The sequence below is a fragment of the Sinorhizobium fredii NGR234 genome, assembly GCF_000018545.1.
Lineage (GTDB): Bacteria > Pseudomonadota > Alphaproteobacteria > Rhizobiales > Rhizobiaceae > Sinorhizobium > Sinorhizobium fredii_A.
Genome location: NC_012586.1, coordinates 792,313 through 816,848 on the forward strand (window position 1 = coordinate 792,313; position 24,536 = coordinate 816,848).

Below are 24,536 nucleotides of genomic sequence, written 5' to 3' on the forward strand. Positions count from 1 at the left end.
GTAGAGTTGATTTTCATGAGTTTATATCGATGAGCGTATTTCAAAACAAAGCCGTTCGACTGATGGCGACCTGCGAAGAGGGTTCCCTGGGTGATCTCGCTGAGCGCCAGAGGAAGTTTTTGCTTTCGGCGCTCGAGCTCTACCGGGCGATAGGCGGATCGTTCGAGCAACTCGAGGCGGTCGTCATGCGCGATGAATCGGAAATTCCCCGGCGCGTCGACCTGGTCCTCGGCGAGCTGATGAGCGAACTGGCCGCCATCGGCTACCTATATGACCTGGACATCATGCAGGCCGCCCACAACACACTCGACAGGAGGCGCCAGGAGGAGGCGGCCATGGGCGTTGATCTGGCGGGGTGACAGCCGCTGGACTTCACCAATTCTTAAGCGGCCCGGTTTTACTTTGAGTTGTCTGATCGGATGCACTAGCGCCAATACAACCGCATGAACGCGGGTCGGACGCGACAATTCCTGCCGCCGCAAAATCCGATGCGAGGTCCTGACCTCACGCCTACCTGTTTCGACGTCGTCACGGGCGTGATTGCCTGCGACGCTTCTTTGAAAGGCGCTGCATGATGGCAATTGTGAATGCATCTTCCAAACAGCTTGCGCTCCAGAACCGCAAGGAGCTGTTCTACACGGTCTTTGCGACCCTGAGCCGGTTGGAGATCGACGCGTCTCCGGTGAACTACGAACTCATGTATGAGATCGTCAGCGGCAACAATCCGGAGCTTCGTGAGAAATTCGCGCGGCTTGGCAAGCCGATCTCCGACGAGGAACTCGAAGCCCTGGCGCGGACCTACCTGCCGCATCACTTCGGCAAGTCGATCCATGACCAGTCCGCAGGTCGCCTGCAGAGCGAATTGTCGACCCTGAAGGAGTCTCTGCTATCGGGTCAGAACTCGCTGTCCAACTACACGAGCATGCTCGGCCAGGCGACCGGCAAGATTTCCTCTGCCGATCCGCGCGACATGAATACGATCCAGTCCGAGCTTCAGGCGATCCGCCAGATGACGGAAGTGCAGCACTCGGCGAGCACGCAGATCCTCGAGCGCGTCTCGAACCAGATATCGGCCGTCGCGGCGATCACCAGCGATGTGGACGCGTTCGAGCGGACAAAGTTCACCCACCTCGTCACCAATCTCGCCAACCGGCGTGGCTTCAACAAGAAGCTCGCCGAACTCTATGGTGGCGAACACTATCCCGACGGGGTGTCGCTTCTTCTCTCTAATCTTCTGGTCCTCGAGCCCTTCGAGGGCAAGGATCTCATCAAGGTCAGGGAAGCCATCCTGGAGCGCCTCGGTTTTGCCGTGACGCGCGCCGTTCAGGCCACCGACTTCGCCGCCTGGCTCGAGCGGCCCCAGATCGGCATTCTCGTCTGGACGACGGCAGAAGCGGAAATTCAGAAAATGGCGGACCATCTTCGAAAAAGCTGCCTTGCGGCATTCGATAGCCGCCAGGCGAAGATGCCTGCCGTCGTCACTCGGTTCGGCTGCAGCACGACCTATGACGCCAGCACGGCCTCGGACCTTGTGGGGCAAGCGGAAAAGGCCCTGCAGACCGCCACGGAGACGACTAGCGACAAGGTAGTGTTCTCTTCTACGGGCGGGGCTGGCGGCGCCCGCAAGGATTGGATGCTCTATCGCGGCTGACCGGCAGGATCGGGCAGCGCCTTGAATTTATAATTTGCAGTAAAAGCATTCTTTGCAATCGGTTTTGGCGAATGGGTGAGTGGGGGCGAGCCTGTGTGCGCAAGCAATTTGATTCAGGATTTAATTCTATCCAGATCGGCCGAATACAAGGACGCGCTGCTTAGCAGGCTGCTGAAAATCGTGTTGCGTTACCGCAAGATACTGCGGTGGGCGCGGTTTTTTGGCGGGTATCGGCAGGAAACAGGCCGGTCAAGGCAGGTTTTCCGGTCATATTGGCCTATTTGCCTCCCTCAAGGCACACTTCTCCCGTCGAGCCGAGCAATTTCGGAAGACGAACGATGTTGTAGGCGGCAAGGGCGAAGGTGAAGGCCGCCTTCACCTTGTCCAGTCCGCGGACCTTGAGTTGGGTGAAGCCGGCCGTCGTCTTGATCCAGCCGAAGATTTCCTCGATCCGCTTGCGGCAGCGCAGGCTGATCGCATAGCCGGGACTTTGCGCGACCTGCGGCGGCACTGCCGTCTTGCGCACCTTGCCGGTCTTGCTCACCGTGCCGTTGATCGCCACATGCGGCACGATTTTGCGGTCCTTCAGCCCCTCGACGAACGCTTCCGCGTCGTAGCCCTTGTCGCCGCAAAGCGTCGCGCCTTCGGCAAGGTCCGCACTCAGTTCGGTGGCCGCTTCCCGCTCGGCGGTGCCGGTCGCATGCGTCACCATGCCGGCGACCGCCAGGCCGTTGCGGTTCTCCATCAGCGCGTGCCCCAGATAGGCCAGCCGGCTCTCCTGACCATTGCCCTTGCGGTAAAGCCGCGCGTCCGGGTCGGTCGTCGAGGCATGCGTCTCGTTCGAGCGCTTCTCCTTGCGGAAGTCGCGCTCGCCGTTGCGGCCGTCTTCCGGTGGCTGGTCATTGTCGCCCTTTGGGCCATCCTTGGCCCGGAAGCTCTTCATCGAGGCGAACGCCTTCAACATCGTGCCGTCGACCGAGAAATGCTCGGCGCTCAGGAGCTTCTTCACCGCCGGCTGCGAAAGCAGCGCCGACAGGAAGCCCTGCGCGATCTTAGTCGTCAGCAGCCGGTCCCGGTTCTTCGAAAACGTCGAGGCGTCCCACACCGCATCGTCGATCCCAAGGCCCACGAACCAGCGGAACAACAGGTCGAACTCCAGCCGTTCCATCAACTGACGCTCGGAGCGGATCGAATAGAGCATCTGCAACAGCACTGCCCGCAGCATCCGTTCCGGAGCAATCGATGGGCGACCCCTCTTCGCATAGAGCGCCGCGAACGACCCATCCAGCGCCACAAGCGAAGCGTTCACCAGCGCGCGCATCACCCGAAGCGGGTGACTGGCCGGAACCCGTGCCTCAAGGTCGACATAGGAAAACAGTGATCCCGTTTGGTCGTCCCCACCGCGCATGCAAATCAGTCCCCTCTGTTGCAACCGCAGGGAATCATTGATCCAACCCAAGCGCCAGGGCTTTTTCAGCAGCCTGTTAGAGCGCAGTGCAAGGTGATATCGAGGCAGGTTCCGCTGATGCATGTCCTGTGCATCGTGAATATCTGGGCGCTCTCCTTTACGACGTTCAGCGATGCGCCGCTCGCCCTGAGCCTGTATTGTCCCTTGATCCTGACAATGCTCTGCGCAAGCCAGGCCCTATGGTGGCTGAAGATTGGTGCGGGCGTTCCAGCGGTTGAAGACGCCGAGCTCGCCTTGGTTCGCACCGGCCGGTTCTCGGGCCTTATCACGCTTGCACTCTGCGCCTGGGCGCTGGCCGTTTTTGCGCATGTCGATGCGTATGGTCAGTCGCACGTCATGTTCTTCATGGCGATAACGATTATCGGCAGTGTTTCCTGTCTCACGCATCTGCTGCCCGCCGCCATTGTCGTCGGCCTCGCACGGCGGCAAGGCCATCTGGGTGGCGGCAAGCTGAACGCGCATGGCGAGTGGGTCCGCGAGCGCCTGGCGCAGAATGGCGACCTGACGCTGGACGAACTGTGCCTGGAACTCGCCGGGCGCGGCGTCATCGTGCACCGCTCCAATGTTGGCCGTCTTCTCCACCGCCTCGACCTCAGCCATAAAAAAAAGCCTGCAGGCAAGTGAGCAGCAGCGCCCAGAGATCGCGCGGGCGCGTGAACTCTGGACCCGGCGACGCCGGCGCTTCTTCAACAAGGCATTGGCGCGACTGGTCTTTATCGACGAGAGTGTGCTGCAGAGGCACGGAAGGAGTTCAACATGAACTAAGACCGTGGCGTAAAGCTGCGTGAATGATGGGGGACGGCCCTCCGGGATCGGCTTTCAGGAGCGGGTCTCAAACCAGTCCGAGCTGCTGCGGTAAAGAGCCGTGGTGGTGAGCGTCGGATGAAACGTTCGGACGAGATCCGAGCAGGTGCATGTCCAAAAGACGAACGAAAGTGAACCCTCCGAGGACGCGTCGTTATGAACGTAAGTGTCGTCGAAACCAGGACCGTTTCGTCATCCTGGGGCAAGTCCGCCAGATGCCTGATGACCGGGCGGTGCGGCGACCGGCGTAGAGGGGGCGTGAGTTGGACATAGGCTTTCACGCGGAACTGCAGGAACCAGGCTCCTGATGCAAAGGGAGAAGCTCAAGCGGAGCAAACCGCAAGGCGAGAGTACCGATGCAGGAGACTGGGGCGGACCGACCCGTACGAGCGTTGAGGGCCATGTAATACCAAGCCTCAATAATCCCGACTCTCGAGATTCCCAAAAGCCGACGAATCTGAATCGATGGCGCAAACAGGAGGTTTGCGATGGGTTCAGCGATTTCGTTGCGATCGGACTTTGATGGGAACAGGCTGCGACTACTGGCCCGACAGACAAAGGATGCCAGCCAGGCGCGGCGTTTAGAGGCGCTTGCGTCGATTTATGATGGCGGCTCTCGTGCGGATGCTGCTCGGCTCGGCAGCGTCACTGTGCAGATCGTGCGTGACTGGGTGGTGCGGTTCAACAGGCGCGGTCCCGACGGTTTGATCAACGGCAAGGCTCCAGGCAAGCCGACGCTGTTGAACGATGATCAACGCGCGGCCTTGGCGCAAGCCATCGAGCCGGCCCCACACCCTATCTGGATGGCGTCGTGCGCTGGCGTCTGTGTGACCTAGCCCAGTGGCTGTGGGCGGAATTCGGTGTCTCGGTGAGCGAGCAGACCTTGGGTCGCGAAGTGCGCTCGATGGGCTACCGCAAACTCTCAGCTCGCCCGAGGCATCATGCGCAGGATGCTGATGCGGCCGAGGCATTTAAAAAAACTTCCCCGCCGCAGTGGCAGAAATCGCCGTTGGCCCCGCCAAGGGTAAAATGATCGAAGTTTGGTTTCAGGACGAGGCGCGCATCGGCCAGAAGAACAAGATCACACGTCGCTGGGCCAAGCGTGGATCGAGGCCATCCGCGCCGCACGATATAGCGCGGCGATCAGGATGAGACGGCGGCGACAATCTGGATGAGACTCTTATGTCGCGGTCGGCATGAAGGTATCATGTTGATTGTCGCTGGCAAGGGTCTCATCGTGTTCTGATTGTCGCTCCGCGACAATCAGGGAAGCACTTTTGGTTGTCGCGAAGGCGGCGGGTCTGCCGCGGTGGCGTTTGGCTTCCATGGCGGAACGTCGCCGATAGCTTTCGACGTTCATTTCGAAGATCGTTGCGTGATGAACAAGTCGGTCCACCGCGGCAAGCGTCATGGCCGGGTCCGGAAAGACGCGGTTCCATTCTCCGAAGGGCTGATTGGCGGTTATCATGATGGAACGCCGCTCATATCTTGCGGAGATGAGTTCGAACAGCACGCTGGTTTCGGCCTGGTCCTTGGTGACGTAGGCCAGATCGTCGAGGATGAGCAGATCGAACTTGTCGAGCTTTGCGATGGCGGATTCGAGCTGGAGTTCACGCCGTGCGACCTGAAGCTTCTGGACGAGGTCGGTCGTGCGCGTGAACAGCACCCGCCAACCATTCTCGATCAGCGCGAGGCCGATGGCGGCGGCGAGATGGCTCTTTCCGCCGCCCGGCGGACCGAACAGGAGGATATTGGCACCTTTGGCGAGCCAACTGTCGCCGGCGGCAATGGCCATGACCTGGGCCTTGGAGACCATGGGCACGGCGTCGAAAGCGAAGCTCTCGAGCGTCTTTCCGGGCGGCAGATGCGCCTCGGCGAGGTGACGTTCGATCCTGCGATGCGCCCGTTCAGCCAGTTCATGCTCGGCGATGGCCGAAAGGAAACGAGCCGCAGGCCACCCTTCACGATCGGCCTGTTCGGCAAATTGCGGCCACAGCGTTTTGATCGTCGGCAGCCTCAGGTCATTGAGCATGATGCCGAGGCGGGCTTCGTCGATGGTGTTGTGGACGTTTTTCATGCGGCCTCTCCCGCATAAGCAGACCCCATCAGGGCTTCATAGCTATTGAGCGATGCGAGCTGCACATGCACGGTCGGCAACTGATCCGGGTCCGGACCGAAGATGGCTCTCAAGGCCATCAGGTCGGGCAGTTTGCGGGCGTCGAGCGTTCTGGCAAGCTCCTCGGCCAGTTCACGCTCGCAACCGCGATCATGAGCCAGGGCCAGCAATTCGACGGTGATCTTGCAAGCCTGCCGGTCAGGCAGTTGCTCGATGAGAGCGTCGAAAGCCCTGCGATATTCCGGCCGGGGGAAGAGCTTGTCGCGATAGACCAGGTTGAGAAGCGCCATGGGCTTTTTGCGCAGAGAGTGGATGACGTGGTGATAGTTGACGACCTGGTCATGCTTGCCGCTCGCGTGGGCGCGACCTCGTGGCAACGTCAGCAGATGCGTGCCGCCGATGAAGACGTCGAGACGATCGTCAAACAAACGCACACGCAGCCGATGGCCGATCAAACGGGAGGGGACGGTGTAGAAGACTTTGCGCAAGGCGAAGCCGCCGGTGCGCGACACGGTGACGACTACCTCCTCGAAGTCGGTGGTGCGGCGCTCGGGAAGCACCTGCAGATGCGGGCGCTCGGCATCAATGCGCTTGCCATGCGCGGCATTGCGGCGGCTGACGATCTCGTCGATGAAGGCGCGGTAGGAGCGCAGATCGTCGAAGTCTCTGGTGCCGCGCATCAGGAGTGCATCGCGGACTGCGTTCTTGAGATGGCCGTGGGAGCTTTCGATTGAGCCGTTCTCGTGGGCGACGCCCTTGTTGTTGCGCGTCGGCGTCATCCGGTAGTGAGCGCACAGCTCCTCATAGCGGTTTGTCAGATCGACCTTGGCATCGGCATCGAGGTTGCGGAAGGCAGCCGACAGGCTGTCGCTGCGGTGATAGAGCGGCGAACCGCCGACCGACCACAGGGCGTTCTGCAGGCCCTCCGCCAAGGCGACGAAGCTTTCGCCGCCAAGGATGACATGGGCGTGCTCAAAACCCGACCAAACCAGCCGGAAGTGATAGAGCAGATGGTCGAGCGGTTGGCCGGCGATCGTCACGCTGAGGCTGCCCATGTCGGTAAAATCCGACAGCCCTAGTCGGCCGGGCTCGTGCGTCTGGCGGAAGATCACCTCCTGTGCTTCACCGTGAACCGCCCGCCATGACCGGATGCGCCGCTCAAGTGTGCGGCGAATGCCTTCGGGCAGTTCCGGATGACGCCGCAGCATCTCGTCGTAAACGGCGACCGCACGAATGCCGGGAGCGGCCTTGAGGAGCGGAACGACCTCCGCATCAAAGATATGCTCAAGCGGATCGGGTCGACGCCGACCGCGGGGCGGCTTGTTCTGCGACGGAAGGCGCTGCTCTTTCTCCATGCGGAACGCCGTCGCCCGGCTGATCGACGCCTTCGCGGCGGCGACCTCAACAGAATGCGTTTGTCGGTACTTCATGAATAATCTCATCTGATGATCGGTTACATGGCGACCCGGCACAAAGGTGGTTCTCCATTCCAGAAAACCGCCACCGTAGCGGGCCGACCGCGATCATGAGACGCCTAAAAATTGCGCCGCGGCGGGGGTGTAACTCCGGTCGGGCTACGCCCTCCCTTCGTCACACCCCCACCGCCGAGTCTCATCCTGATTGACGCTGAGTCTCACCTTGTTTGTCGCCGCGCAGCACGACCAGAGAACCCGCTCGGCCTACATCTTCGGCGCGATCTGTCCCAGCCAAGGCAAGGCCGCAGCCCTGGTGATGCCTTGGTGTGACACTCATGCCATGAACCAGCATCTGATCGAGATATCGCGAAACGTCGCCGACGGTGCGCACGCCATCCTGATCATGGACCAGGCAGGGTGGCATATGTCCAACAATCTGATGGTTCCCGAGAACATCACCATTCTGCCCCTGCCGCCGAAATCGCCCGAACTCAATCCCGTCGAGAACATTTGGCAGTTCATGCGCGAAAACTGGCTCTCAAACCGCGTCTTCAAATCTTACGAGGACATCGTCGACCACTGCTGTCACGCATGGCGAACACTGCAGGACCGACCCTGGAAGATCATGTCCATCGGTCGCAGGCAATGGGCCCATGGGTTCTGATCAATGAGGGTTGGTATAATGGGGCCGGAGCAAAGGGGTCGGATCAGGTGGTCGTATTATTTGGAACAACTGGCGACAGGATGACTTCGACAGGTACGACAGACAAACCGTTTCGAATTGAGAAACGTCGAGTGTACGAAGCTTACAAAGCGGTCAAAGCCAACCATGGCGCAGCCGGAGTGGACGGGCAGACGCTGGAGATATTTGAGAAAGACCTTGCAGCAAACCTCTACAAGATCTGGAATCGGATGTCCTCGGGAACTTACTTTCCGCCGCCGGTGCGCGCCGTCTCCATTCCGAAGAAGGCTGGAGGCGAAAGGGTTTTGGGTGTGCCCACGGTCAGCGATCGGATCGCGCAGATGGTGGTCAAGCAGATGATCGAGCCGGATTTGGACTCCCTCTTTCTTCCGGACTCCTACGGTTACAGGCCGGGAAAATCGGCTCTGGATGCCGTCGGAGTGACGCGTCAGCGGTGCTGGAAGTATGATTGGGTTTTGGAATTCGACATCAAAGGGCTGTTTGACAATCTTCCGCACGATCTCCTGCTGAAGGCGGTCAGAAAGGACGTGAAGTGCAAGTGGGCTCTGCTCTACATCGAAAGATGGTTGACAGCGCCGATGGAAAAGAACGGAGAAGTCATCGAGCGGTCACGCGGTACCCCACAGGGAGGCGTGGTTAGCCCGATCTTGTCGAATCTCTTTCTGCACTATGCATTTGATCTCTGGATGACGCGGACGCATGCCGACCTTCCATGGTGTCGATATGCCGACGATGGTCTTGTTCACTGCCGGAGCGAGCAACAAGCCGAAGCCCTCAAGGTGGAGCTGAGTTCTCGGCTGGCAGCGTGCGGACTTCAGATGCATCCGACAAAGACCAAGATTGTCTACTGCAAGGATCAACGGCGCAGGGAGGCGTATCCGAATGTCACGTTCGACTTTCTCGGGTATCAGTTCCGGCCGCGACGGGTGGCGAACACACAGCGGGACGAGTTCTTCTGTGGCTACACGCCTGCGGTCAGTCCGACGGCGCTCAAGTCGATGCGGGCAACGATCAAAAGTTTGAACATCCCGCGGCAGACGCCGGGGACGCTGGCCGAAATCGCCAAACAGCTCAATCCACTCCTTCGGGGATGGATTGCCTACTATGGACGGTACAGTCGTTCGGCCCTGTCCACTCTGGCTGATTACGTTAATCAGAAACTCAGGGCTTGGATCAGGCGCAAGTTCAAACGCTTTCAGTCCCATAAGACACGCGCCAGTCTCTTCTTGCGAAAGCTGGCGCGGGAAAATCCGGGGCTGTTCGTGCATTGGAAGGCGTTCGGAACGAACACGTTTACCTGATGGGAGCGGTGTGAATCGAGAGGTTCACGCACCGTTCTGCGAGAGGCCGGCTGGTGAAACTCCTCCGGCCTACTCACCCCTCGACCAATACCAAGCTGACCAAGCGCTCAGGCTGGGCACCAAAAGGGCAACGCTATCGCGCCCACGCCCCCTTCGGTTCGTGGAAGACGCAGACCTTCATCGCCGGCCTGCGATCACATGGCGTGGTCGCGCCCTTTATCGTCAACGCGCCGATGAACCGGCGCATCTTCGAGACCTGGATCGAAACGCAACTCGCCCCGACGCTGTCGCCCGGAGACGTCGTCATTCTCGACAATGTCGGCTTCCACAAGAGCGAGCGGGCCGAACAAATGGTCAAGGCGAAAGGCGCATGGCTGCTCTTCCTGCCACCCTATTCGCCCGACCTCAACCCGATCGAAATGGCCTTCTCCAAGCTCAAGGCGCTGCTGCGCAAGCGGGCCGCCCGCAGTTTCGACGCCATCGCCGATGCACTCGGCGATATCTGCAATCTCTTCTCCGTCACAGAATGCCGGAACTACTTCAATGCGGCCGGATATGAGGCCGATTGAACGCGACACGCTTTAGTTCTACAGTTGCAAATAACCTCGTTTTCTGTAGTGGGCGAGCATGGCTTGCGCCTGATGGGTTCGTCGCCAGAGAGACCAGGCGAGAATGAAAGCCCGTTTTGCGGGCTTTCGCATGATCAGCCGAGCGATGAGGGTGCGGATTTCGGCGACGGTGGGGATGAGTCTGAGCTTGCGCGTCAGGCAGCGATTGGCGGATTTGGACTCGTTTCGTTCGGTTTGCCGCAGGCCGAACGGCGTAGATCGGCGCCGAGCTTGGCGAGGAAGGCAGCGGCGGCCATGACGAGCGTCATGTGGCGATGCCAGCCGTGCCAGGAGCGGGCCTCGCAGTGGTCGAGGCCGAGATCGTCCTTGGCGCGCTGGAAGCATTCCTCGATCGTCCAGCGCAATCCTGCCGCGCCTGCCAGTTCCGCAAGCGTGGCCTCGGCGGGCGCAAAGACCAGATAATAGCTGAGGGCGTGCGGATCCGAGCGGCTTTTGCGGATGAGGACGTAGCGGGCATAGCCTTCCTCAACGACATAAGGCAGAGCAATGCGTGCCCAGTGATAGAGACGCAAACCCTTGGCGCCTTCACCGGCCGGACAGGCGGCCCAGGCCGCAGCGGGCAGTTCCTCGGCCATCTCTTTCGGGTCCGTCTGCAGCAGCCCCTGATCGGTCAGCAACCGTAAGGTATTGTTGGAGCGTACCGCGACACATAATCTGTCGGCGCTCCTCCAGCATGCGGCGCGTCTGGTAATCGCCACCATAGACCGCATCGGCCAGAACCCAGGCGCACGGCACGCCGCGATCAAGGGCTTGCGCCAACATGGCGCGCGCCATCGCCGGCTTGGTCAAGAATTCCGCCTCCTGGGGAATGCCGGCCGCCTTGCGCCGCGCCGGGTCTTTCGCCCAGGCTTCCGGCAGATAGAGCCGTCGGTCGATCAGCGTCTGGCCAAAGCGGCTGGCATAGGCGACGAACACGCCGATCTGGCAGTTCTCGATGCGGCCGGCGGTGCCCGAATATTGCCGCGCCACCCCCACCGAATGGGTCTTCAAGCCGGTTTCGTCCACCACCAGCACGCCCGATCGATCGCCGAGCGCCTCAATGGCGTAGTCGCAAACGATGTTGCGCAACCGGTCCGCATCCCATTGCGACCGCCCCAGCAGTGCCTGGATCCGCCACGGGCGCCCAAAGCCGGCCTGCTCGGAAAGAAGCCAGCCGGTCTTGCGTTCAATCCCCGACAAAAGCCCGTCGATAAACGCCCCGCAGCCCTCCCGCGCCTCGGAACGGCGGAACACCACGCCGAGACGCGCCTTCAGCGCCGACAGCTCCCCCTCCCAGGAAATCCCCGAACCCGACCATTCCGAAACAGACATGCCAAACCCTCTTCAAGAAATCCCTTGAAGAGAATCATGATTTGCCTTCATTTACAACTGTAGTATTAGGTATGTCGTTGCGAATTTTTTTACGCACATAGTACAGGTCCATCTATGCGATAGAATAGCTATGTCGTATGTAGAAATATTGAGCTGTTGTTGAGGTATTATAAGTTGATTCAGGTTTTTAAGCTAATTTCCAGGCGGTCAATGTAAATTCGCGAGGACGATATGCCATACAAGGACAGTGTTCAGCGTGTTTCTACGAGAACGCAAACCCAGATCACCGGGAACGTCAGTTGCAAGACAGGATCGAGCAACGGGATCGTCAAGGACCTTTCCGAAGAGGGTATCTGCTTTCAGCTCTTTTTCGACATCGGCGCCCGCACCGGCCAGGAGGTCACGATCCGCAGTGCCGAGCTCGGGCTGCTGACCGGCATTGTTCGGTGGAACAGGGGGGACCGCATCGGCATTAAGCTCAAGCTCTCATCCAATACCGCGGCGCAGATCGCCTCGTACTACAAGATCTTTCGCTGACAGAAGCACCGGTAGCAGGCGACCCAGGAGTTCACTATCGTCGGAACTGGATATTCATCGATAAAGGTCGATACGAAACTCACCTTGTCGTTGGTGACGACGCAAGCCCATGACTGCGCGGGGTGGGACGAAGAGACATGTCGTTAGTCGAGGATGGATGTCATCCGCGTCCAAACAGAGATGGATCTCACCATCTGGCGACGGCATTACTCGTGGATCGCGGTAGTCGATGGTCTCGCCTGTTCCTCTCACCACATACCCTTCAGGCCCTTCAACTACTGAGCCATCGTGGACCGGCCAGCAATCTCTCTCACCGCAGCACTGGGATGGATAGTCCCATCCTGATGGGGCGCTGTGCGCCTCCAGCTTTGCGGGAGGGGAAATGCCGATGAGCAGCCCCAGCGGCATCAGGAACAATCGTGCGGCATTCCACGCCTGCCGCGAGATCCAAAAATGAACCGGGTCAACAATCTCTTTGCTGGAATCGCGCATGACAATCCTCGGCATTTTCAGAATCGCGTGATATGGGCAGCGTCTTTACCAATTAAAGCGGCGAGCAGACAATTGTTCAAGTGGAAGGGTCTGCCGCGCACCTCATCCGTCGACCGACAGAATGGCCCGGGATCCGGGCGGGGATCACGGGAGTCCCCTCCAGAGGATACGTGATAAGACGCGACCGCCGATTAGGCGAGAGTGACTCTCTGAGAGAGAAGTAGTACTCTAAGAGATCGCTAGCGGGAAATTTTCCCAGGGCGTCGATCAACTTACCCCGCTTCGGCGGGGTTTTTGTTGCCTTCGGGTCAGGCAGCCAGGCGAGACCCGTCGGCTTTGCTGGCCTCTGGCCGCCCGACCTTTGGCGTGAAGGCGGCTAAGTCTGCTCGCGCCCTCTTTCGATCACCCCTGACGGCGAGGCGATACTGATCGACCGGGGAGCGTCCGCTGCGTCGATCTGGCTGTTCGCATGGCTCTCGCGCACGTCTTGTTCACCGATACTACCAACGGCTGTTGAAATCATTTCGGCCCGCGCCATTTCCACAGCGGAACGGATTTCATTTCGCCGCCGCGTTCGCACAAGGCGCCAAACTTTCCAGAATGGGTCATTGAAGCACTATGGAAAACACGCAACTCAGCTTATCGAAATCGCCTTTGCGTTTCGATGACGGCCTTGAAGCCATTCTCGATGCTATTCCTCAACCGATTATCGTCAAGGATGAGCAATCGCAGTTCCGCTTCCTGAACGATGCGGCATGCGCCCTTATCGGCAGAGGACGCGACGATCTCATCGGCCTCACAGATTTCGACGTCCTGCCGGCGAGCGAGGCCGATCGTATTCGCGAGATGGATAGAAGAGTCCTCAGCACCGGCGAGGAGTTTTTGTTTGAGCAGGAAATTACCTCCGCTGACGGAAGCGTGAGGAACCTGCTGACACAGAAGCGACGCGCCGAACTGACCAGCGGGCATTCGAAACAGCAGCTGGTCGTCGCAACGATTCTAGATGTCACCGCGCGTCGGAGGGCCGAATCGGAGCTGCGCGCCAGCGAAGAGCATTATCGCTCGCTCGTTGAACTCCACCCTCAGGTGCCTTGGACGGCCGATCCATCGGGAGACGTTCTCGAGGTTGGCCCACGCTGGAAGGAAATCACCGGCTTTGAACCCGCCGATGCGTTCGGGACGGGATGGGCGAAGGCGATGCAGCCTGATGACCTCGAGACTGTGGAGCGGCAATGGTCCAAATCAGTTGCAACCGGGAATCCGTTGGACGTCGAATTCCGTCTCGCGGACGGACAAGGAGGCTATCATTGGTTTCGCAGTCGTGCTGCCGCGCGAAGGGCCGAAGACGGCACGGTTACTCGCTGGTACGGTCTTGTGGAGAATATCGATGATCGCCGCAAGGCGTTGGAGGCGCTCAAGGAGAGCGAAGCTCGCTTTCGGGCAATTGCCGACGACGCACCGGTGATGATCTGGGTGGCCGATGAGAATGGGGCATCCGTCTACCAAAGCCGCGTCTGGCTGGAGACGACAGGGCAGATTGCAGAACAAGCTCAGGGCTTCGGTTGGCTCGATGCGATACATCCTGACGACCGGATCGACGCCGAGGCTGCCTTCAATGAGGCCCTTCGGCTCCGCACACCCGTCCGAACCGAGTATCGTCTTCGCCGCGTCGACGGCAGTTATGCCTGGGTGATAGATGTCGGGCAACCACGATTTGCAACGGACGGCGGCTTCCTCGGCTACGTCGGCGTTGGCCTCGATATTACAGAACGCCGGCAGGCCGAACTGGCCCTGGTGGAAAGCGAGGCTCTCATCCGCAGTGTCTTTGAGAGCACACCAGATTGCATACGCCTCCTCGACCTCGACGGGCGTCCGCTGCTTATGAACCGTGCGGGAAGGCAGCTTTTTGGACTCGGTGAGAGCACAAGGCTAGAAGACGTACGCTGGGAAAAGATGGTTCCCGCATCGGATGTGGCCAAGGCGGAAGCGGTTTATTCCGAGGTTCGCCAGGGCAGGACGACGCGTGTCGAAACCGCCATCCGCGACAATACGGGTGCGGAACGATACATGGACGTCATCACCGCTCCGGTGCTTGGAGCATTCGGTGAACCGATCCGCATGCTCGCAATCTGGCGCGACATCACAGAGGCGCGGAAAGCCAGAGACGACGCGGAGGCGGCCCGCCTTCATGCCGAGCGTCTCGCTGAACGCCTGTCTGGGGTGCTTGAGAGCACAATGGACAGCGTGGTGGTTGCCGACCGTGACTGGCGGATAGAGTATCTCAACTCCAAAGCCATGCGTCTCCTGCAAGTGGACGAACAGGCAGTCGGACTGGATCTTTGGCGTTTATTCCCGGTGAACGACAGTTCTGTGTTCGCCGTCGAATACCGGAAGGTAATGTCGGAGCACAGCAGCACAACGTTCGAGGCGTATTTGGAGGGGCTGGAGCGCTGGCTTGAAGTGCACGCCGCCCCGACTTTTGAGGGGATATCTCTGTTCTTCAGAGACATAACGGAGCGCCACAAGGCGGAACAGGAGCGGTTGCTTGCTCACAGGCAAATCCATCATATGGCGCGGCACGACGCCGTGACTGGGCTGCCAAACCGTCAATTCCTGCGCGAGGCCTTCGAACGCCTTTTTGAAGGGACCCGCGCAAGGTCGAAGACAGCGGTTCTCAGCCTGGATCTCGACGGCTTCAAGGCCGTCAACGATGCTTATGGTCATCCAACCGGCGACCTGTTGTTGCGAAGCGTGGCCGAGCGGCTGCGCAGATGTGTCGAGGGGGGCGACACTGTTGCTCGGTTGGGTGGTGACGAGTTTGTCATCCTGAGGACCGGCGTACGTCAGGAGGAGGAGGCGATCGACCTGTCGCAAAGGATCATAGATGCCCTTGGCGCGCCCTATGAGCTGGACGGCGTGCAAGCCGACATAGGCGTGAGGGTGGGTATAGCGTTTTCCCCAAGAGACGGGAGAGCGGCAGATCAGCTTATCAAGGCGGCCGACATTGCGCTCTATCGGGCAAAAGCGCGCGGCCGTGGCACTTACATCCAGTTTGAGCCCGGAATGGACGCGCATCTGCAGGCTCGACAGCAGATGAAGGTCGAGCTTCGACGGGCGCTGGCAAATGATGAGCTCGAACTGCACTATCAGCCACTGGTCAATCTCCGTACAGGCCTGATCGCGACTTGCGAGGCGCTCGTCCGGTGGAACCATCCGGAAAAGGGGGCCATCTCGCCCGTGGATTTCATTCCGCTCGCGGAAGAGACCGGATTGATCGTTCCCTTGGGAGAATGGATACTGCGCCGGGCGTGCGCCGAGGCGGTTCAATGGCCGCAACAGGTCAGCGTGGCGGTCAATCTATCGCCCTTGCAATTTCGTAGCCGGCGGCTGGTCTCTGTCGTTAGAGACACGCTGAAAGAATCGGGTCTGGATGCTTCCCGTTTGCAGATTGAAGTGACCGAGTCAGTTTTGCTCGATGAAAGCGACAACAATCTGCGTGTCCTTCAGGATATCCGACGGCTTGGGGTCAAGATCGCAATGGACGATTTCGGGACGGGGTATTCCTCCCTCGGCTATCTCAGAACCTTTGCCTTCGACAAGATCAAGGTCGATCGAGGCTTTATCAGCGATTTGCCAACGGGCAAGGAGTCTCTGGCGATTATCAGGGCGGTTGCCGGAATCGGGCGCACGCTCGGAATAACGACAGCCGTGGAAGGTGTGGAGACTCAGACGCAACTTGACGTCATTCATGCCGAGGGATTTGACGAGGCCCAAGGTTATCTGTTCGCGCGCCCTCTGACCGCTGCACGGGTGCTTGAGGCCATTCAAGTTTCACTGCTCTGTCGGGTCGACTTTGTCAATTCCCACACCACCGATCCACGGTCTCGCTCTGTTAAGGCGAGGGTTTCCTTCCCAAAGGGGAATGCCGGTCGATGACGAGATACTTTGATTGGCCCCAGCAATTCAGCGCTCGGAGCCAGACGCCCTCGTTCCCTCTCCGAGCTTCTCCAGCGACTGCATGGGCAACGGGCGCATCTGGAGAGTAGTCTTCCGCCCCCTTCCCAAGGGTGCTGGTCTCATTTCCGCCGCTAAGCTTTCCACCCAGGAGGTGCTAATGAACGGCCACCTCTTCCTTCCACCGCTCCCAATCTCCTTGTTGTCGCCGGCCTTAGCATCCATGCGTTTGCGGCTGCGGCGCTCGGGATCTGTTGTGCTGCTTAGCGGGGGGTCCGTTATCGAATCACGGGCTCGCCATGGTAGCGACGCTTTGATGGCTTTGACACGCCAAATCCGACTTCCATCATCAGGCGCGGAGTCTGGCGCGCCAAGGTTCCCATATGGAAGCCGAAAGGATCCTCGACGAAGCCTGAACCCGCCTTGCCTGTCAAAGTGATAGCATTTTCTTCACCGTAGAAATCCAGCACTTCTTCTGCCGGATGCCCGACGAGCAGCGTCAACTGATGCTTCAAGCGTCGGCGATTATGGCTGCCACGCATGTAGACATGCGGACCTGAATCGGGATCGACGTCTGAAAGATAGAAGAAGAACTTCAACATTCGCCAATCATCAAGATCAAAGTGGAATTTGAAGGAAGCTCGGCTGAGATCCGCGTCTGTGGCGGTCTTTGTCGGGAAGCTCCACCAGGTTCGCGTGGTGATCAGCTTCGCTTCACCGCCAAGGTAATGCTTGGCCACATTGAGGAGCAGCGGGTCTTGCTGTACGGCGACGGCCGCCTCGCATTGCAAGACTCGCTCGAAATGATGACCGCTCAGAATGGTTCGGCCGAAGCGTCGCTCGGCTTCGGTATGCTCGCCGGCCAAAAATTCGAGCTTCCGGTCGAAATTGCCGAAACAAGGGGTCTCTTGCGCAAACCGCGCGATCGCCTCATGAATTTCGGCGGGCAATGTGAAGCCGGAAAATATACCGGTTGATTTCAGTTTCGCCGCGATCATCCGCGCGTCGAGATCACCGAACATTGAGGGCGAAGAATTTGCTTCTCGCGGAACAGGCCTTGCGGTCAGCCAATGCGCCTTGCGAAACAGGATGGTCCGGGCCAGCAGGAACATCGGTAGCCAGGCCGGATTCTCCCTCGCGTCCGTCCAATAGGTCGGTATGCGTGCTGCCATGCGATGCAAAGCTCCGCCGCTGCGGGCTATTGATTCGAGGTCCTTCGTTTTGGACTCAGGTGAGCCAAGCATCCGATATCCTTTCGTGCATGCTACCATCCTCGTGATCTCTTGGGACATTACCAGCAGCTGCGGATGCTGCAATGCACAAAAATGGGGGTGGAAGCTGAAGATTGATCCGCCTGGACTCCCAAATGACCGTTTGCCTGCGGCAGCTTGGATGCGATACGCGTGACGGGAAACCATATCGCAGCTCGCATAACGCTGAATGACCGGGGACTTCGATGTGATCGTTAGGCCATGCCTCGCCACGCGAAACGCCTCCGCTATACAGTGCGTAGCCGTAGTCAAACAACCATCCAATAAATTGTCAGGCCGTCTTCGCGCTCGCCCTTGTCAACGAAGCGGCAGCCAAGAAATTCCGCTGCGGCGTACACTTCTTCCTCGCTAGGTGTCGAAATCTCATCCGTTGTCTCCGGTAAAGGCGAGTCGGGTGAGTGATGGGCCACCCATCCAAGCGTTAGGATGGCGGCGCCGTTCACAATTTCAACCTGCCGCCGTAGGCTCGGAGTCCACCCAATTGCGGCGTATTGAAAAAGGCGTCTTTTGACGGCCTCGGTAAGGGTCGGTAACTGCATCACACCTGTTTCCCTTATCGCATATTGCACAATACCAGCGGCAGGAATTCCTACCGGCTGCAGTAGCCATTGCAACGTTTCCGGGTTAATCGGCGGTTTCATTCAACTGCGCGTGAGGATAAAAGTTCCTTACTATGCTGATTTCTGGCCGTATAATTTCAACTCTAAGAAGCGCGAGAAGCGCCTGCTGGCTGGGTTAATGCATCGCAACGCAGGCGCGGAGGGTGCAACACCCACGTCGGGAAGTCTGGGGCATGACACCTTCACATCAGTTTATTGCATAAGTTGAAAAGTCGATTGAGCGGCCCGTTCGGCTGGTTCACAGCCGTTCCGAGATCCAGACTCATCAGCCAGCGATCCAGCGGCTCCGGTATCGGCGAGGAGTGCCGCGGCCGGCGCTGCGGTACGGCGCGAAAGCGCTTGGGCTGGGCCTCCCAGTCAAAAGGCAGCGGCAGCGGGACGACGCAACCGGTGAACAGGGTCTGCTCGCCGTTGGTCACCTCAAAGACTATGCCGGGACGCTCCATGCTCTTGCAGTCCGGCCAGCGTTCAAAATCGATCCATTCGCCCATCGCGTTTCGAGCCCCGTCAGAGGAAGAAGTCGGCTCCAGAAAGAACCGACAGGTTCAGGGCCTTCACCTGGAAGTCCGCGAGACCGTCGCCGTTGATGTCGCCGGCGATGACTCCGTTCTTCACGTTGAGCTCGCCTGCCCTGCCGTGGAATGCATTGCTGCCGATGAACAGGAATGCCTGGTCCCCACTGTTATTGCTGTTGGCATCAATGGAACGCAAATCGATCCGGTCCACGCCGGAGGCGAAGTCTTCGATGATATCCCTTGCGGCCGGTGCCGATTGAACCGTCGTCTGAAAAACAAAGGTGTCTGCGCCGCTTCCTCCGATCAGCCGATCAGCACCGCCACCGCCGATGAGCGTATCGTTGCCATCGCGTCCATGGAGCACGTCGTTACCGCCCAGTCCGTTCAAAAGGTTTGCGAGATTGTCTCCGCGCAGCGTGTCATTGAAGGCCGATCCGTAGAGCCGCTCGACAGACACATAGGTGTCGCCGGCCGCCTCGCCGCTGTTGGCGCCAGGCGAATGCAGATCGGCAACTATGCCGGCCGCGGCCCTATAGTAATTCGCTAGGTCGCTTCCATTGCCGCCGTCGAGCCGGTCGGCGCCTATGCCGCCGACAAGATTGTCGTTACCGTCGCCACCGATGAGCGTGTCTTTGCCGGCATTTCCCCACAAGGTATTCGCCGCGGCATTGCCGGTGATGGTGTCGTTGCCTGCGCCACCCTTGGCGTTTTCGATGAGCGAGCGGGCGTCGCCCTTGTATTGCAGTGCGTTGGCAATATTGCCGACCGCCACCTTCGAACCGTCATAGCGCAACCTTGCCAGTTGCGCCGACGAGGTCGTGGTCCATTCGCCCGGGCGCAGATCAACTTTCAGTGCGGTCGCATAGTTGGAGAAGTCGTAGGTATCGATTCCGCCACCATCCCACACCGTGAGAAGGATCTTGTTACCGCCCGGTGCACCCTGTGCGACGCCGTTGATCGACATCTCGCCCGTCGCCTGGTTCCAGCAATAGGTCGTGTTCTCGCTGTGCGTGGTGAAATCCGCCCCATACATGTGCTGTATGGCGGCAATGTCGTACATCATCAGCGACTGCGCAAAGCCCCAGGTCTCGTTGGTATAGCCGGTTGTCGTCGAGGCCCCGACATAAGAACGGTAGCTCATGACGGTGTATTCCATCGAGTCGCGGTTTGCCGGCATCACGTTCCCTTCATGGGCGTGCTCCAGTCCCAGCGCATGGCCGATCTCGTGAAGGAAAGTCGTGTAGGCGTAGTTTCCCTTCACCGGCCGGCTGTAATAGCCGGATGACTTGTCGAACCATGCATCGCCGCCTTCTGCCGCCGTCGAAGGGAAATACGCCCAGGCGGTACTCGGAGCGTCGGACGAGGCGAGGCGGAGATCGCCGTGCTTTGTTGCGCTCTCCGTTATTTCGGTGAGGGTCACGTTGGCGACCGAGGCGAACTGATCGAAGGCGGCCCGCGCGGCGGTCATCTGTGCGGCATTGAAGGTCGCGAAACCTTTGAGCGGCTCGCCACTTCCATAACCGTAACCGTAGAAGGAAGCACTGGCCGGAAAACTGAATGTGAAGTCACTGACGGCCCATTTCCAGTCGCCGAGGATCCCGTCGATATAAGCATTGCCGGTCAGTGCATAAGTCGTCGTTGCAGGCATTCTCGTTCCTGGTCAAAGTTGGGGTTATGTTAGCACCCGAACGACAGCAGTTCGGGGAGGAAGATGTTGGCGTGCTGTCTATTCAATCGCCTGATTTCTCAATTCAGCAGCCCGGCCCGGTGGATAGAGGATGGCGATTCTGCCTTCCGCTTCGCTTCGCGACTACTGTGTGCGAGGTCTGCTTAGAGTGCAGCCGCGATAGCGTCGAACGCGGCATCGATGTCTGTACCGACGGTCTGCACGGCAGTGATGACGGCGATGAGGCCTGTGATCAGGCCGTATTCGATGGCCGTGGCACCGGATTCGTGGCGGACGAAGCGGAGGAGAAGATTTTTCATGAGACGATCCTTCAAGTGGCCGGGTTGCGCGAACGCCAAGTTCGGTATCACAGGCCGGGGCCGCTTTTGCTTCCCGCTGCGGCGTGGCGCTCATATAGACTCCACGAATCCCTTTGATCCATTCAGCCTGTTGGCCTAGTCCAATCGTCCGGCCGAACACTGCCCTCTTGCTTTTGCCAGCTTGTTTGAACGGATTGGCTCGTCGCCCGTTCGGCATCGACAAGAACGGTATAAATTTGCCGTTCATGAGACTGACATGCTGCCGTGGCGCTGGAGGGCTAGGCCGAGTGGTCGAGTGGTAAGACGTTCCAAACCGGCATATCTGGGTCGTCTGCGGCATGAGGATTCAAGGAGATCCAAATGAACGAGAAACTCGGCACCACGAATTCGCGCCGTCGGAGCGGTCTTCCCCGTGGTTGGCTCAAAGACGAGAGCGGCACAGTTGCAGTTATCGCGGCGGTCACGCTACCCGTCCTGGTCGGCGCTATGGGACTGGGTGCGGAGACGGGGTATTGGTATCTGAAAGACCGTAAGCTGCAGCATGCGGCAGATGTCTCCGCACATGCGGCCGCAGTACGCTATCGGGCGGGTGATCAGAAGCCGGCCTTGGAGACCACAGCGAAGAGGATCGCCATGGCGTCGGGCTATTCTCCCGGTAGTCTCTCCGTCAGCACCGGGGCCGGCGCGGGAGGGAGTCACAAGGTAACGGTCGAACTGAGCGAAACGCATCCCCGCTTGTTTTCGTCCATCTTTTCCAGCGAGCCTGTCACGATGAGCGCGCGCGCGCCGTGGCCGAGATCAATGGTGGCTCCAAGGCTTGCGTGCTAGCTCTGTCCAACTCGGCCTCGGGCGCACGGTAACCGCGGGGGCGCGGCTCTCGGGCGAAGGCGTCACCTTGTTCTTCACCAATGGGGCCGCGACCAAGCTTCTCGGCAATGGCGACATCGATTTGACTGCTGCGACCAGCGGACCCTACGCCGGCCTGCTCTTTTTCGGCAGCCGCCATGATACAGGTGTCACCCATCAGGTTACGGGTAACTCCGAGTCGAGGTTGGAGGGGAACCTCTACATGCCCACGGCCGCATCGACTTTACCGGAAACTCAAACGTATCCGGAGGGTGCACACAAATCGTAGCGAACCAGATCACGTTCACCGGCAATTCAGCCATGGAAACCTGCGCTTCGCCAACGGACGAGATTCTCGTGGGTCAGACCGTGTCAATTATCGAATAGGCTGCAGATCCGAGCGCGCCGGAGACTTCAACCTCGCAGGCTGTCGCAATTTCGCAATCGCGACACGGTTCACCGCTGGAGCTTAGGACAGCGTGGCGCCTCATCGCGCCCGCTGCCCCAAGGAGTAGGGGCTAGGCCTCCTTGTTCACGCCTTGCTCTCGGTGTTTCCCTGACGCCGCAGGTGCTACCGCCGTGTTGCCCTGCTCGTCATGGCGTGAGGTCGAGCGCCGGCACGATCCTGTCATAGGGCAAGCCCGCATCGTCGTTCAGGCGCTTCACATCTGCGGCGGACTGCGCATCAAACAAACACATGCAGCGCCCATCTTCCGGTGCGAAGGTGGATCGCAGGTATTTGATATCCGTGCCTTGGGATGACATTTCTGCGGCTTTGTCGATGGCCGCCTTCTGCGCGCCGCCGAGGTCCTCCATAGTAATTCCCTTAAGATCTCGTTCCACCATGTAAACGGTCATCATCAGCCCTCCTCTAAACCGAAATTTACCGCCCGTGAATTTCAGCGCAGCAGTCCCAAAAAAGAACAATCATCTTATCATTGATCGATGGCCGACAATATCGACCAAAGGGCCAAAATTGTCGGAAGTTAGCCCTGAGCGCCCCTCGAGCTTCCTTGCCATTCTGCTCGTCCTTGCCCCCCGTACGCGAGTGCGGTGTCGGACAAACATCGCGACAGCCTCAGGTCGTTTCTCGGTCTACGGGTCAACATCGGCCTCATCTAAAACTGGCGCGGCCGTTCGCATCGCATGTTCCCGTGGATGGCGACCAATCTCACTACGGAGCGTGGCCAAATCGATGAAATGATCCGCCTGTCTGCGCAACTGGTCAGCAATCATCGGCGGCTGCGTCAAGATGGTCGAGACAACGGAAACCTTGCGTCCCTTGCGCTGAAGCGCCTCCACCAGCGGGGTGAAATCACCATCGCCCGAAAAGATCACGAAGTGGTCGACGGTTTGCGAATGTTCCATCGCATCGATCGCCAGTTCGATATCCATGCTTCCCTTGATCTTGCGTCGACCTTGGGAGTCGGTGAATTCCTTGGCCGGTTTGGTGACGACCGTGTAGCCGTTGTAGTCCAGCCAGTCGATCAGCGGCCGGATCGAGGAGAATTCAAGATCTTCGATGAGTGCCGTATAATAGTAGGCTCGCAAGAGGTAAGCGCGGCTGCGAAAAGCCTCGAGCAGCTTGCGGTAATCGATGTCGAAGCCCAAGGTTTTGGATGTGGCGAACAGATTGGCGCCGTCGATGAAAAGTGCGATTTTCTCGCGAGGATCGAACATAGTGAATCCCTTTTGTGTCGGCCTCTGTTGAGCCGCTCCGCACTCCTCACGCGCCGAACAGCGGCGCGTCATAAACAATATTGAGATGTAGGGCTTTTCCAGCTAGTGGCAATTTACGAGTGCATCTGAGCGATCGATTTTCAATCGAACGGTTAACCATCCTTGATCAGAATCGGTTCGGGATAAAAGTCGATGAAGTTAATCGGGAAAACGCGTCTGCGGTAGACCTCATCACCGACTTGCCGAAAGTCGCCGGTCCCCTGGTGATCGCCCGGCATTCTTCGTTCGCATACGAAGGCAAGCAGGCCGTCGATCAATCGTCATAAGGACGAGATAATGGCCAAGGTCCTGAGTGCCTGCTGCCGCCGGCACCCGCCGTTGCAAGTCAAAGGGCAGCAAATCTTGAAGCCTATGACCTTTTTGTGCGCGGGCGGGCGCTGGTCAACCAGTCGGTCAAAGCAAACATACGCGCTCGTCTTCTCATTGAGAGATCAATCGAACTCGATCCGGGTTTCGCGGACGCCCACGCCTGGCTCGCCGTGAGCGACCTATGCGACCTGGCTGCGGGTCAACGGGCCGTTTCGCTCGATCCATTCCTGGCAACCGCTCTGATCTGCGAAGGCAGACTGGAGGCGAGCGCGGCGGAATTGGCCTCGGCCCTCGAGATCAACCCCAACCACGCCGACGCCTGGTTATTATTCCGGGGTGAGTAGAACGCGTACCAAGAGCGACGCTGCCACGGGCATCGACCATGTCGAACAAGGCGTTTCGCCTTAAGGATACCCCATCAAAGCTTGGGATCAAACACCTAGCGTCACCCTTGAGGAACCGCGCGTCTCGGCATTTACAGCGATGTCATCCTGCCGAAGCTCTGCGATTTTTTCATGCGCAACGAGCGCCTGCATCCCTATCGCCAGCGCGTGATCGGCGCTGCGGAAGGTCGCGTCCTGGAGATAGGCAGCGGTTCCGGCCTGAACCTGCCCTTCTATCGTTCGGACGTCCGGGAAATTCTCGCCCTTGAACCTGACCCAGACCTCCTCGCGATGGCGCGCCGCGTCCCGCATTCGGGGATGCCGGCCAACTTCATCGAAGCGTCCGCGGAAGCCATTCCGCTTCACGAAAAAAGGGTCGACACGGTCGTGACGACTTGGACGCTGTGCTGCGACGGCACTGGCGGAAGAACGGCGGGTAGTCGTTGGAGCGTCCGCCAGATGTGCCCCGGAACAGTAAGGCTCAC

The 24,536-nt window shown here is 59.2% G+C and carries 19 protein-coding genes and 5 pseudogenes; 12 read left to right on the forward strand and 12 right to left on the reverse strand.

The annotated features are described in order from the left end of the window. Positions 1-29 precede the first annotated feature (29 nt). Positions 30-359, forward strand: coding sequence for a hypothetical protein (locus NGR_RS03825; RefSeq protein WP_015886910.1), 330 nt, complete (start codon positions 30-32; stop codon positions 357-359). A gap of 215 nt (positions 360-574) precedes the next feature. Next, a complete protein-coding gene (locus NGR_RS03830) occupies positions 575-1,651 on the forward strand; it encodes a diguanylate cyclase domain-containing protein (RefSeq protein WP_164924061.1) in 1,077 nt (358 codons plus the stop codon). Between the two features lie 277 nt (positions 1,652-1,928). On the opposite strand, the gene NGR_RS03835 is transcribed toward NGR_RS03830, so the two are convergent. Further along, positions 1,929-3,059, reverse strand: a complete 1,131-nt coding sequence (locus NGR_RS03835) for an IS5-like element ISRsp5 family transposase (RefSeq protein ID WP_015886912.1) — start codon at positions 3,057-3,059, stop codon at positions 1,929-1,931. Positions 3,060-3,194: 135 nt separating this feature from the next. On the opposite strand from NGR_RS03835, the gene NGR_RS32870 reads away from it, so the two are divergent. From NGR_RS32870 to NGR_RS33790, 3 genes are all read left to right on the forward strand, one after another. Continuing rightward, complete coding sequence (locus tag NGR_RS32870; protein WP_240545107.1) at positions 3,195-3,743, forward strand: hypothetical protein; 549 nt, start codon at positions 3,195-3,197, stop codon at positions 3,741-3,743. A gap of 668 nt (positions 3,744-4,411) precedes the next feature. Continuing rightward, on the forward strand, positions 4,412-4,759 hold the full coding sequence (locus tag NGR_RS03850) for a helix-turn-helix domain-containing protein (RefSeq protein WP_015886914.1): 348 nt from the start codon (positions 4,412-4,414) through the stop codon (positions 4,757-4,759). A gap of 32 nt (positions 4,760-4,791) precedes the next feature. After that, on the forward strand, positions 4,792-4,956 hold the full coding sequence (locus tag NGR_RS33790; RefSeq protein ID WP_432654012.1) for a helix-turn-helix domain-containing protein: 165 nt from the start codon (positions 4,792-4,794) through the stop codon (positions 4,954-4,956). Positions 4,957-5,103: 147 nt separating this feature from the next. Here NGR_RS33790 and istB read toward each other — a convergent pair whose 3' ends face one another. Together istB and istA are read right to left on the reverse strand one after the other, a co-directional pair. Further along, on the reverse strand, positions 5,104-6,000 hold the full coding sequence (gene istB / locus NGR_RS03860) for an IS21-like element helper ATPase IstB (RefSeq protein ID WP_010875204.1): 897 nt from the start codon (positions 5,998-6,000) through the stop codon (positions 5,104-5,106). Continuing rightward, positions 5,997-7,511, reverse strand: coding sequence for an IS21 family transposase (istA, locus tag NGR_RS03865; RefSeq protein ID WP_010875203.1), 1,515 nt, complete (start codon positions 7,509-7,511; stop codon positions 5,997-5,999). The genes istB and istA overlap by 4 nt, the downstream gene beginning before the upstream one ends. A 178-nt stretch (positions 7,512-7,689) precedes the next feature. On the opposite strand from istA, the pseudogene NGR_RS03870 reads away from it, so the two are divergent. From NGR_RS03870 to NGR_RS03880, 3 genes and pseudogenes are all read left to right on the forward strand, one after another. Then, positions 7,690-8,118, forward strand: a pseudogene (locus NGR_RS03870) (IS630 family transposase); the annotation flags it as partial. 80 nt (positions 8,119-8,198) lie between these two features. Next, entirely contained in the window at positions 8,199-9,458 is a 1,260-nt protein-coding gene (ltrA, locus tag NGR_RS03875; protein WP_164923859.1) for a group II intron reverse transcriptase/maturase, read from the forward strand. 53 nt (positions 9,459-9,511) lie between these two features. Next, a complete protein-coding gene (locus NGR_RS03880; RefSeq protein WP_432654013.1) occupies positions 9,512-10,027 on the forward strand; it encodes an IS630 family transposase in 516 nt (171 codons plus the stop codon). A 194-nt stretch (positions 10,028-10,221) separates the two neighbouring features. Here the strand turns inward: NGR_RS03880 and NGR_RS03885 are convergent. After that, a pseudogene (locus tag NGR_RS03885) lies at positions 10,222-11,398 on the reverse strand (IS701 family transposase). Positions 11,399-11,629: 231 nt separating this feature from the next. Here NGR_RS03885 and NGR_RS03890 point away from each other — a divergent pair. Further along, positions 11,630-11,935: a PilZ domain-containing protein gene (locus NGR_RS03890; RefSeq protein ID WP_015886921.1), complete on the forward strand. Its 306-nt coding sequence runs from the start codon at positions 11,630-11,632 to the stop codon at positions 11,933-11,935. Between the two features lie 54 nt (positions 11,936-11,989). Here the strand turns inward: NGR_RS03890 and NGR_RS03895 are convergent, their stop codons facing one another. Next, a complete protein-coding gene (locus NGR_RS03895; protein ID WP_240545108.1) occupies positions 11,990-12,427 on the reverse strand; it encodes a hypothetical protein in 438 nt (145 codons plus the stop codon). Between the two features lie 618 nt (positions 12,428-13,045). Between NGR_RS03895 and NGR_RS03900 the strand changes: the two genes are divergently transcribed. Continuing rightward, positions 13,046-16,363: a PAS domain S-box protein gene (locus tag NGR_RS03900; RefSeq protein ID WP_015886923.1), complete on the forward strand. Its 3,318-nt coding sequence runs from the start codon at positions 13,046-13,048 to the stop codon at positions 16,361-16,363. A gap of 296 nt (positions 16,364-16,659) precedes the next feature. On the opposite strand, the gene NGR_RS03905 is transcribed toward NGR_RS03900, so the two are convergent. The 5 genes and pseudogenes from NGR_RS03905 to NGR_RS03925 all read right to left on the reverse strand — a co-directional run bounded on the left by NGR_RS03905 (position 16,660) and on the right by NGR_RS03925 (position 20,773). Then, positions 16,660-17,625 carry a hypothetical protein gene (locus tag NGR_RS03905; RefSeq protein WP_015886924.1) on the reverse strand — a complete coding sequence of 322 codons (966 nt, stop codon included), beginning with the start codon at positions 17,623-17,625 and terminating at the stop codon, positions 16,660-16,662. Positions 17,626-17,900: 275 nt separating this feature from the next. Next, positions 17,901-18,293, reverse strand: a complete 393-nt coding sequence (locus tag NGR_RS03910; RefSeq protein WP_164923860.1) for a hypothetical protein — start codon at positions 18,291-18,293, stop codon at positions 17,901-17,903. Positions 18,294-18,553: 260 nt separating this feature from the next. Continuing rightward, a pseudogene (locus tag NGR_RS03915) lies at positions 18,554-18,763 on the reverse strand (hypothetical protein); the annotation flags it as partial. 16 nt (positions 18,764-18,779) lie between these two features. Continuing rightward, entirely contained in the window at positions 18,780-20,435 is a 1,656-nt protein-coding gene (locus NGR_RS03920; RefSeq protein WP_015886927.1) for a M10 family metallopeptidase C-terminal domain-containing protein, read from the reverse strand. Between the two features lie 182 nt (positions 20,436-20,617). After that, entirely contained in the window at positions 20,618-20,773 is a 156-nt protein-coding gene (locus NGR_RS03925; RefSeq protein ID WP_015886928.1) for a Flp family type IVb pilin, read from the reverse strand. Between the two features lie 360 nt (positions 20,774-21,133). Between NGR_RS03925 and NGR_RS03930 the strand changes: the two are divergent. Then, positions 21,134-22,006, forward strand: a pseudogene (locus NGR_RS03930) (pilus assembly protein TadG-related protein). 207 nt (positions 22,007-22,213) lie between these two features. Here NGR_RS03930 and NGR_RS03935 read toward each other — a convergent pair. Together NGR_RS03935 and NGR_RS03940 are read right to left on the reverse strand one after the other, a co-directional pair. Then, the gene (locus NGR_RS03935; protein WP_240545109.1) at positions 22,214-22,480 is read right to left on the reverse strand and encodes a DUF4242 domain-containing protein; all 267 of its coding nucleotides are present in this window, start codon (positions 22,478-22,480) and stop codon (positions 22,214-22,216) included. A gap of 234 nt (positions 22,481-22,714) precedes the next feature. After that, positions 22,715-23,299, reverse strand: a complete 585-nt coding sequence (locus NGR_RS03940; protein WP_015886932.1) for an NYN domain-containing protein — start codon at positions 23,297-23,299, stop codon at positions 22,715-22,717. A gap of 884 nt (positions 23,300-24,183) precedes the next feature. Between NGR_RS03940 and NGR_RS03945 the strand changes: the two are divergent. Then, positions 24,184-24,459, forward strand: a pseudogene (locus NGR_RS03945) (class I SAM-dependent methyltransferase); the annotation flags it as partial. Positions 24,460-24,536 lie beyond the last annotated feature (77 nt).

Coding starts and splice junctions, on each gene's coding strand:
- NGR_RS03825 (WP_015886910.1), top strand. CDS start 30: ATGAGCGTATTTCAAAACAAAGCCGTTCGACTGATGGCGACCTGCGAA.
- NGR_RS03830 (WP_164924061.1), top strand. CDS start 575: ATGGCAATTGTGAATGCATCTTCCAAACAGCTTGCGCTCCAGAACCGC.
- NGR_RS03835 (WP_015886912.1), bottom strand. CDS start 3,059: ATGCGCGGTGGGGACGACCAAACGGGATCACTGTTTTCCTATGTCGAC.
- NGR_RS03850 (WP_015886914.1), top strand. CDS start 4,412: ATGGGTTCAGCGATTTCGTTGCGATCGGACTTTGATGGGAACAGGCTG.
- istB (WP_010875204.1), bottom strand. CDS start 6,000: ATGAAAAACGTCCACAACACCATCGACGAAGCCCGCCTCGGCATCATG.
- ltrA (WP_164923859.1), top strand. CDS start 8,199: ATGACTTCGACAGGTACGACAGACAAACCGTTTCGAATTGAGAAACGT.
- NGR_RS03890 (WP_015886921.1), top strand. CDS start 11,630: ATGCCATACAAGGACAGTGTTCAGCGTGTTTCTACGAGAACGCAAACC.
- NGR_RS03895 (WP_240545108.1), bottom strand. CDS start 12,427: ATGCGCGATTCCAGCAAAGAGATTGTTGACCCGGTTCATTTTTGGATC.
- NGR_RS03900 (WP_015886923.1), top strand. CDS start 13,046: ATGGAAAACACGCAACTCAGCTTATCGAAATCGCCTTTGCGTTTCGAT.
- NGR_RS03905 (WP_015886924.1), bottom strand. CDS start 17,625: ATGCTTGGCTCACCTGAGTCCAAAACGAAGGACCTCGAATCAATAGCC.
- NGR_RS03910 (WP_164923860.1), bottom strand. CDS start 18,293: ATGAAACCGCCGATTAACCCGGAAACGTTGCAATGGCTACTGCAGCCG.
- NGR_RS03920 (WP_015886927.1), bottom strand. CDS start 20,435: ATGCCTGCAACGACGACTTATGCACTGACCGGCAATGCTTATATCGAC.
- NGR_RS03925 (WP_015886928.1), bottom strand. CDS start 20,773: ATGAAAAATCTTCTCCTCCGCTTCGTCCGCCACGAATCCGGTGCCACG.
- NGR_RS03935 (WP_240545109.1), bottom strand. CDS start 22,480: ATGATGACCGTTTACATGGTGGAACGAGATCTTAAGGGAATTACTATG.
- NGR_RS03940 (WP_015886932.1), bottom strand. CDS start 23,299: ATGTTCGATCCTCGCGAGAAAATCGCACTTTTCATCGACGGCGCCAAT.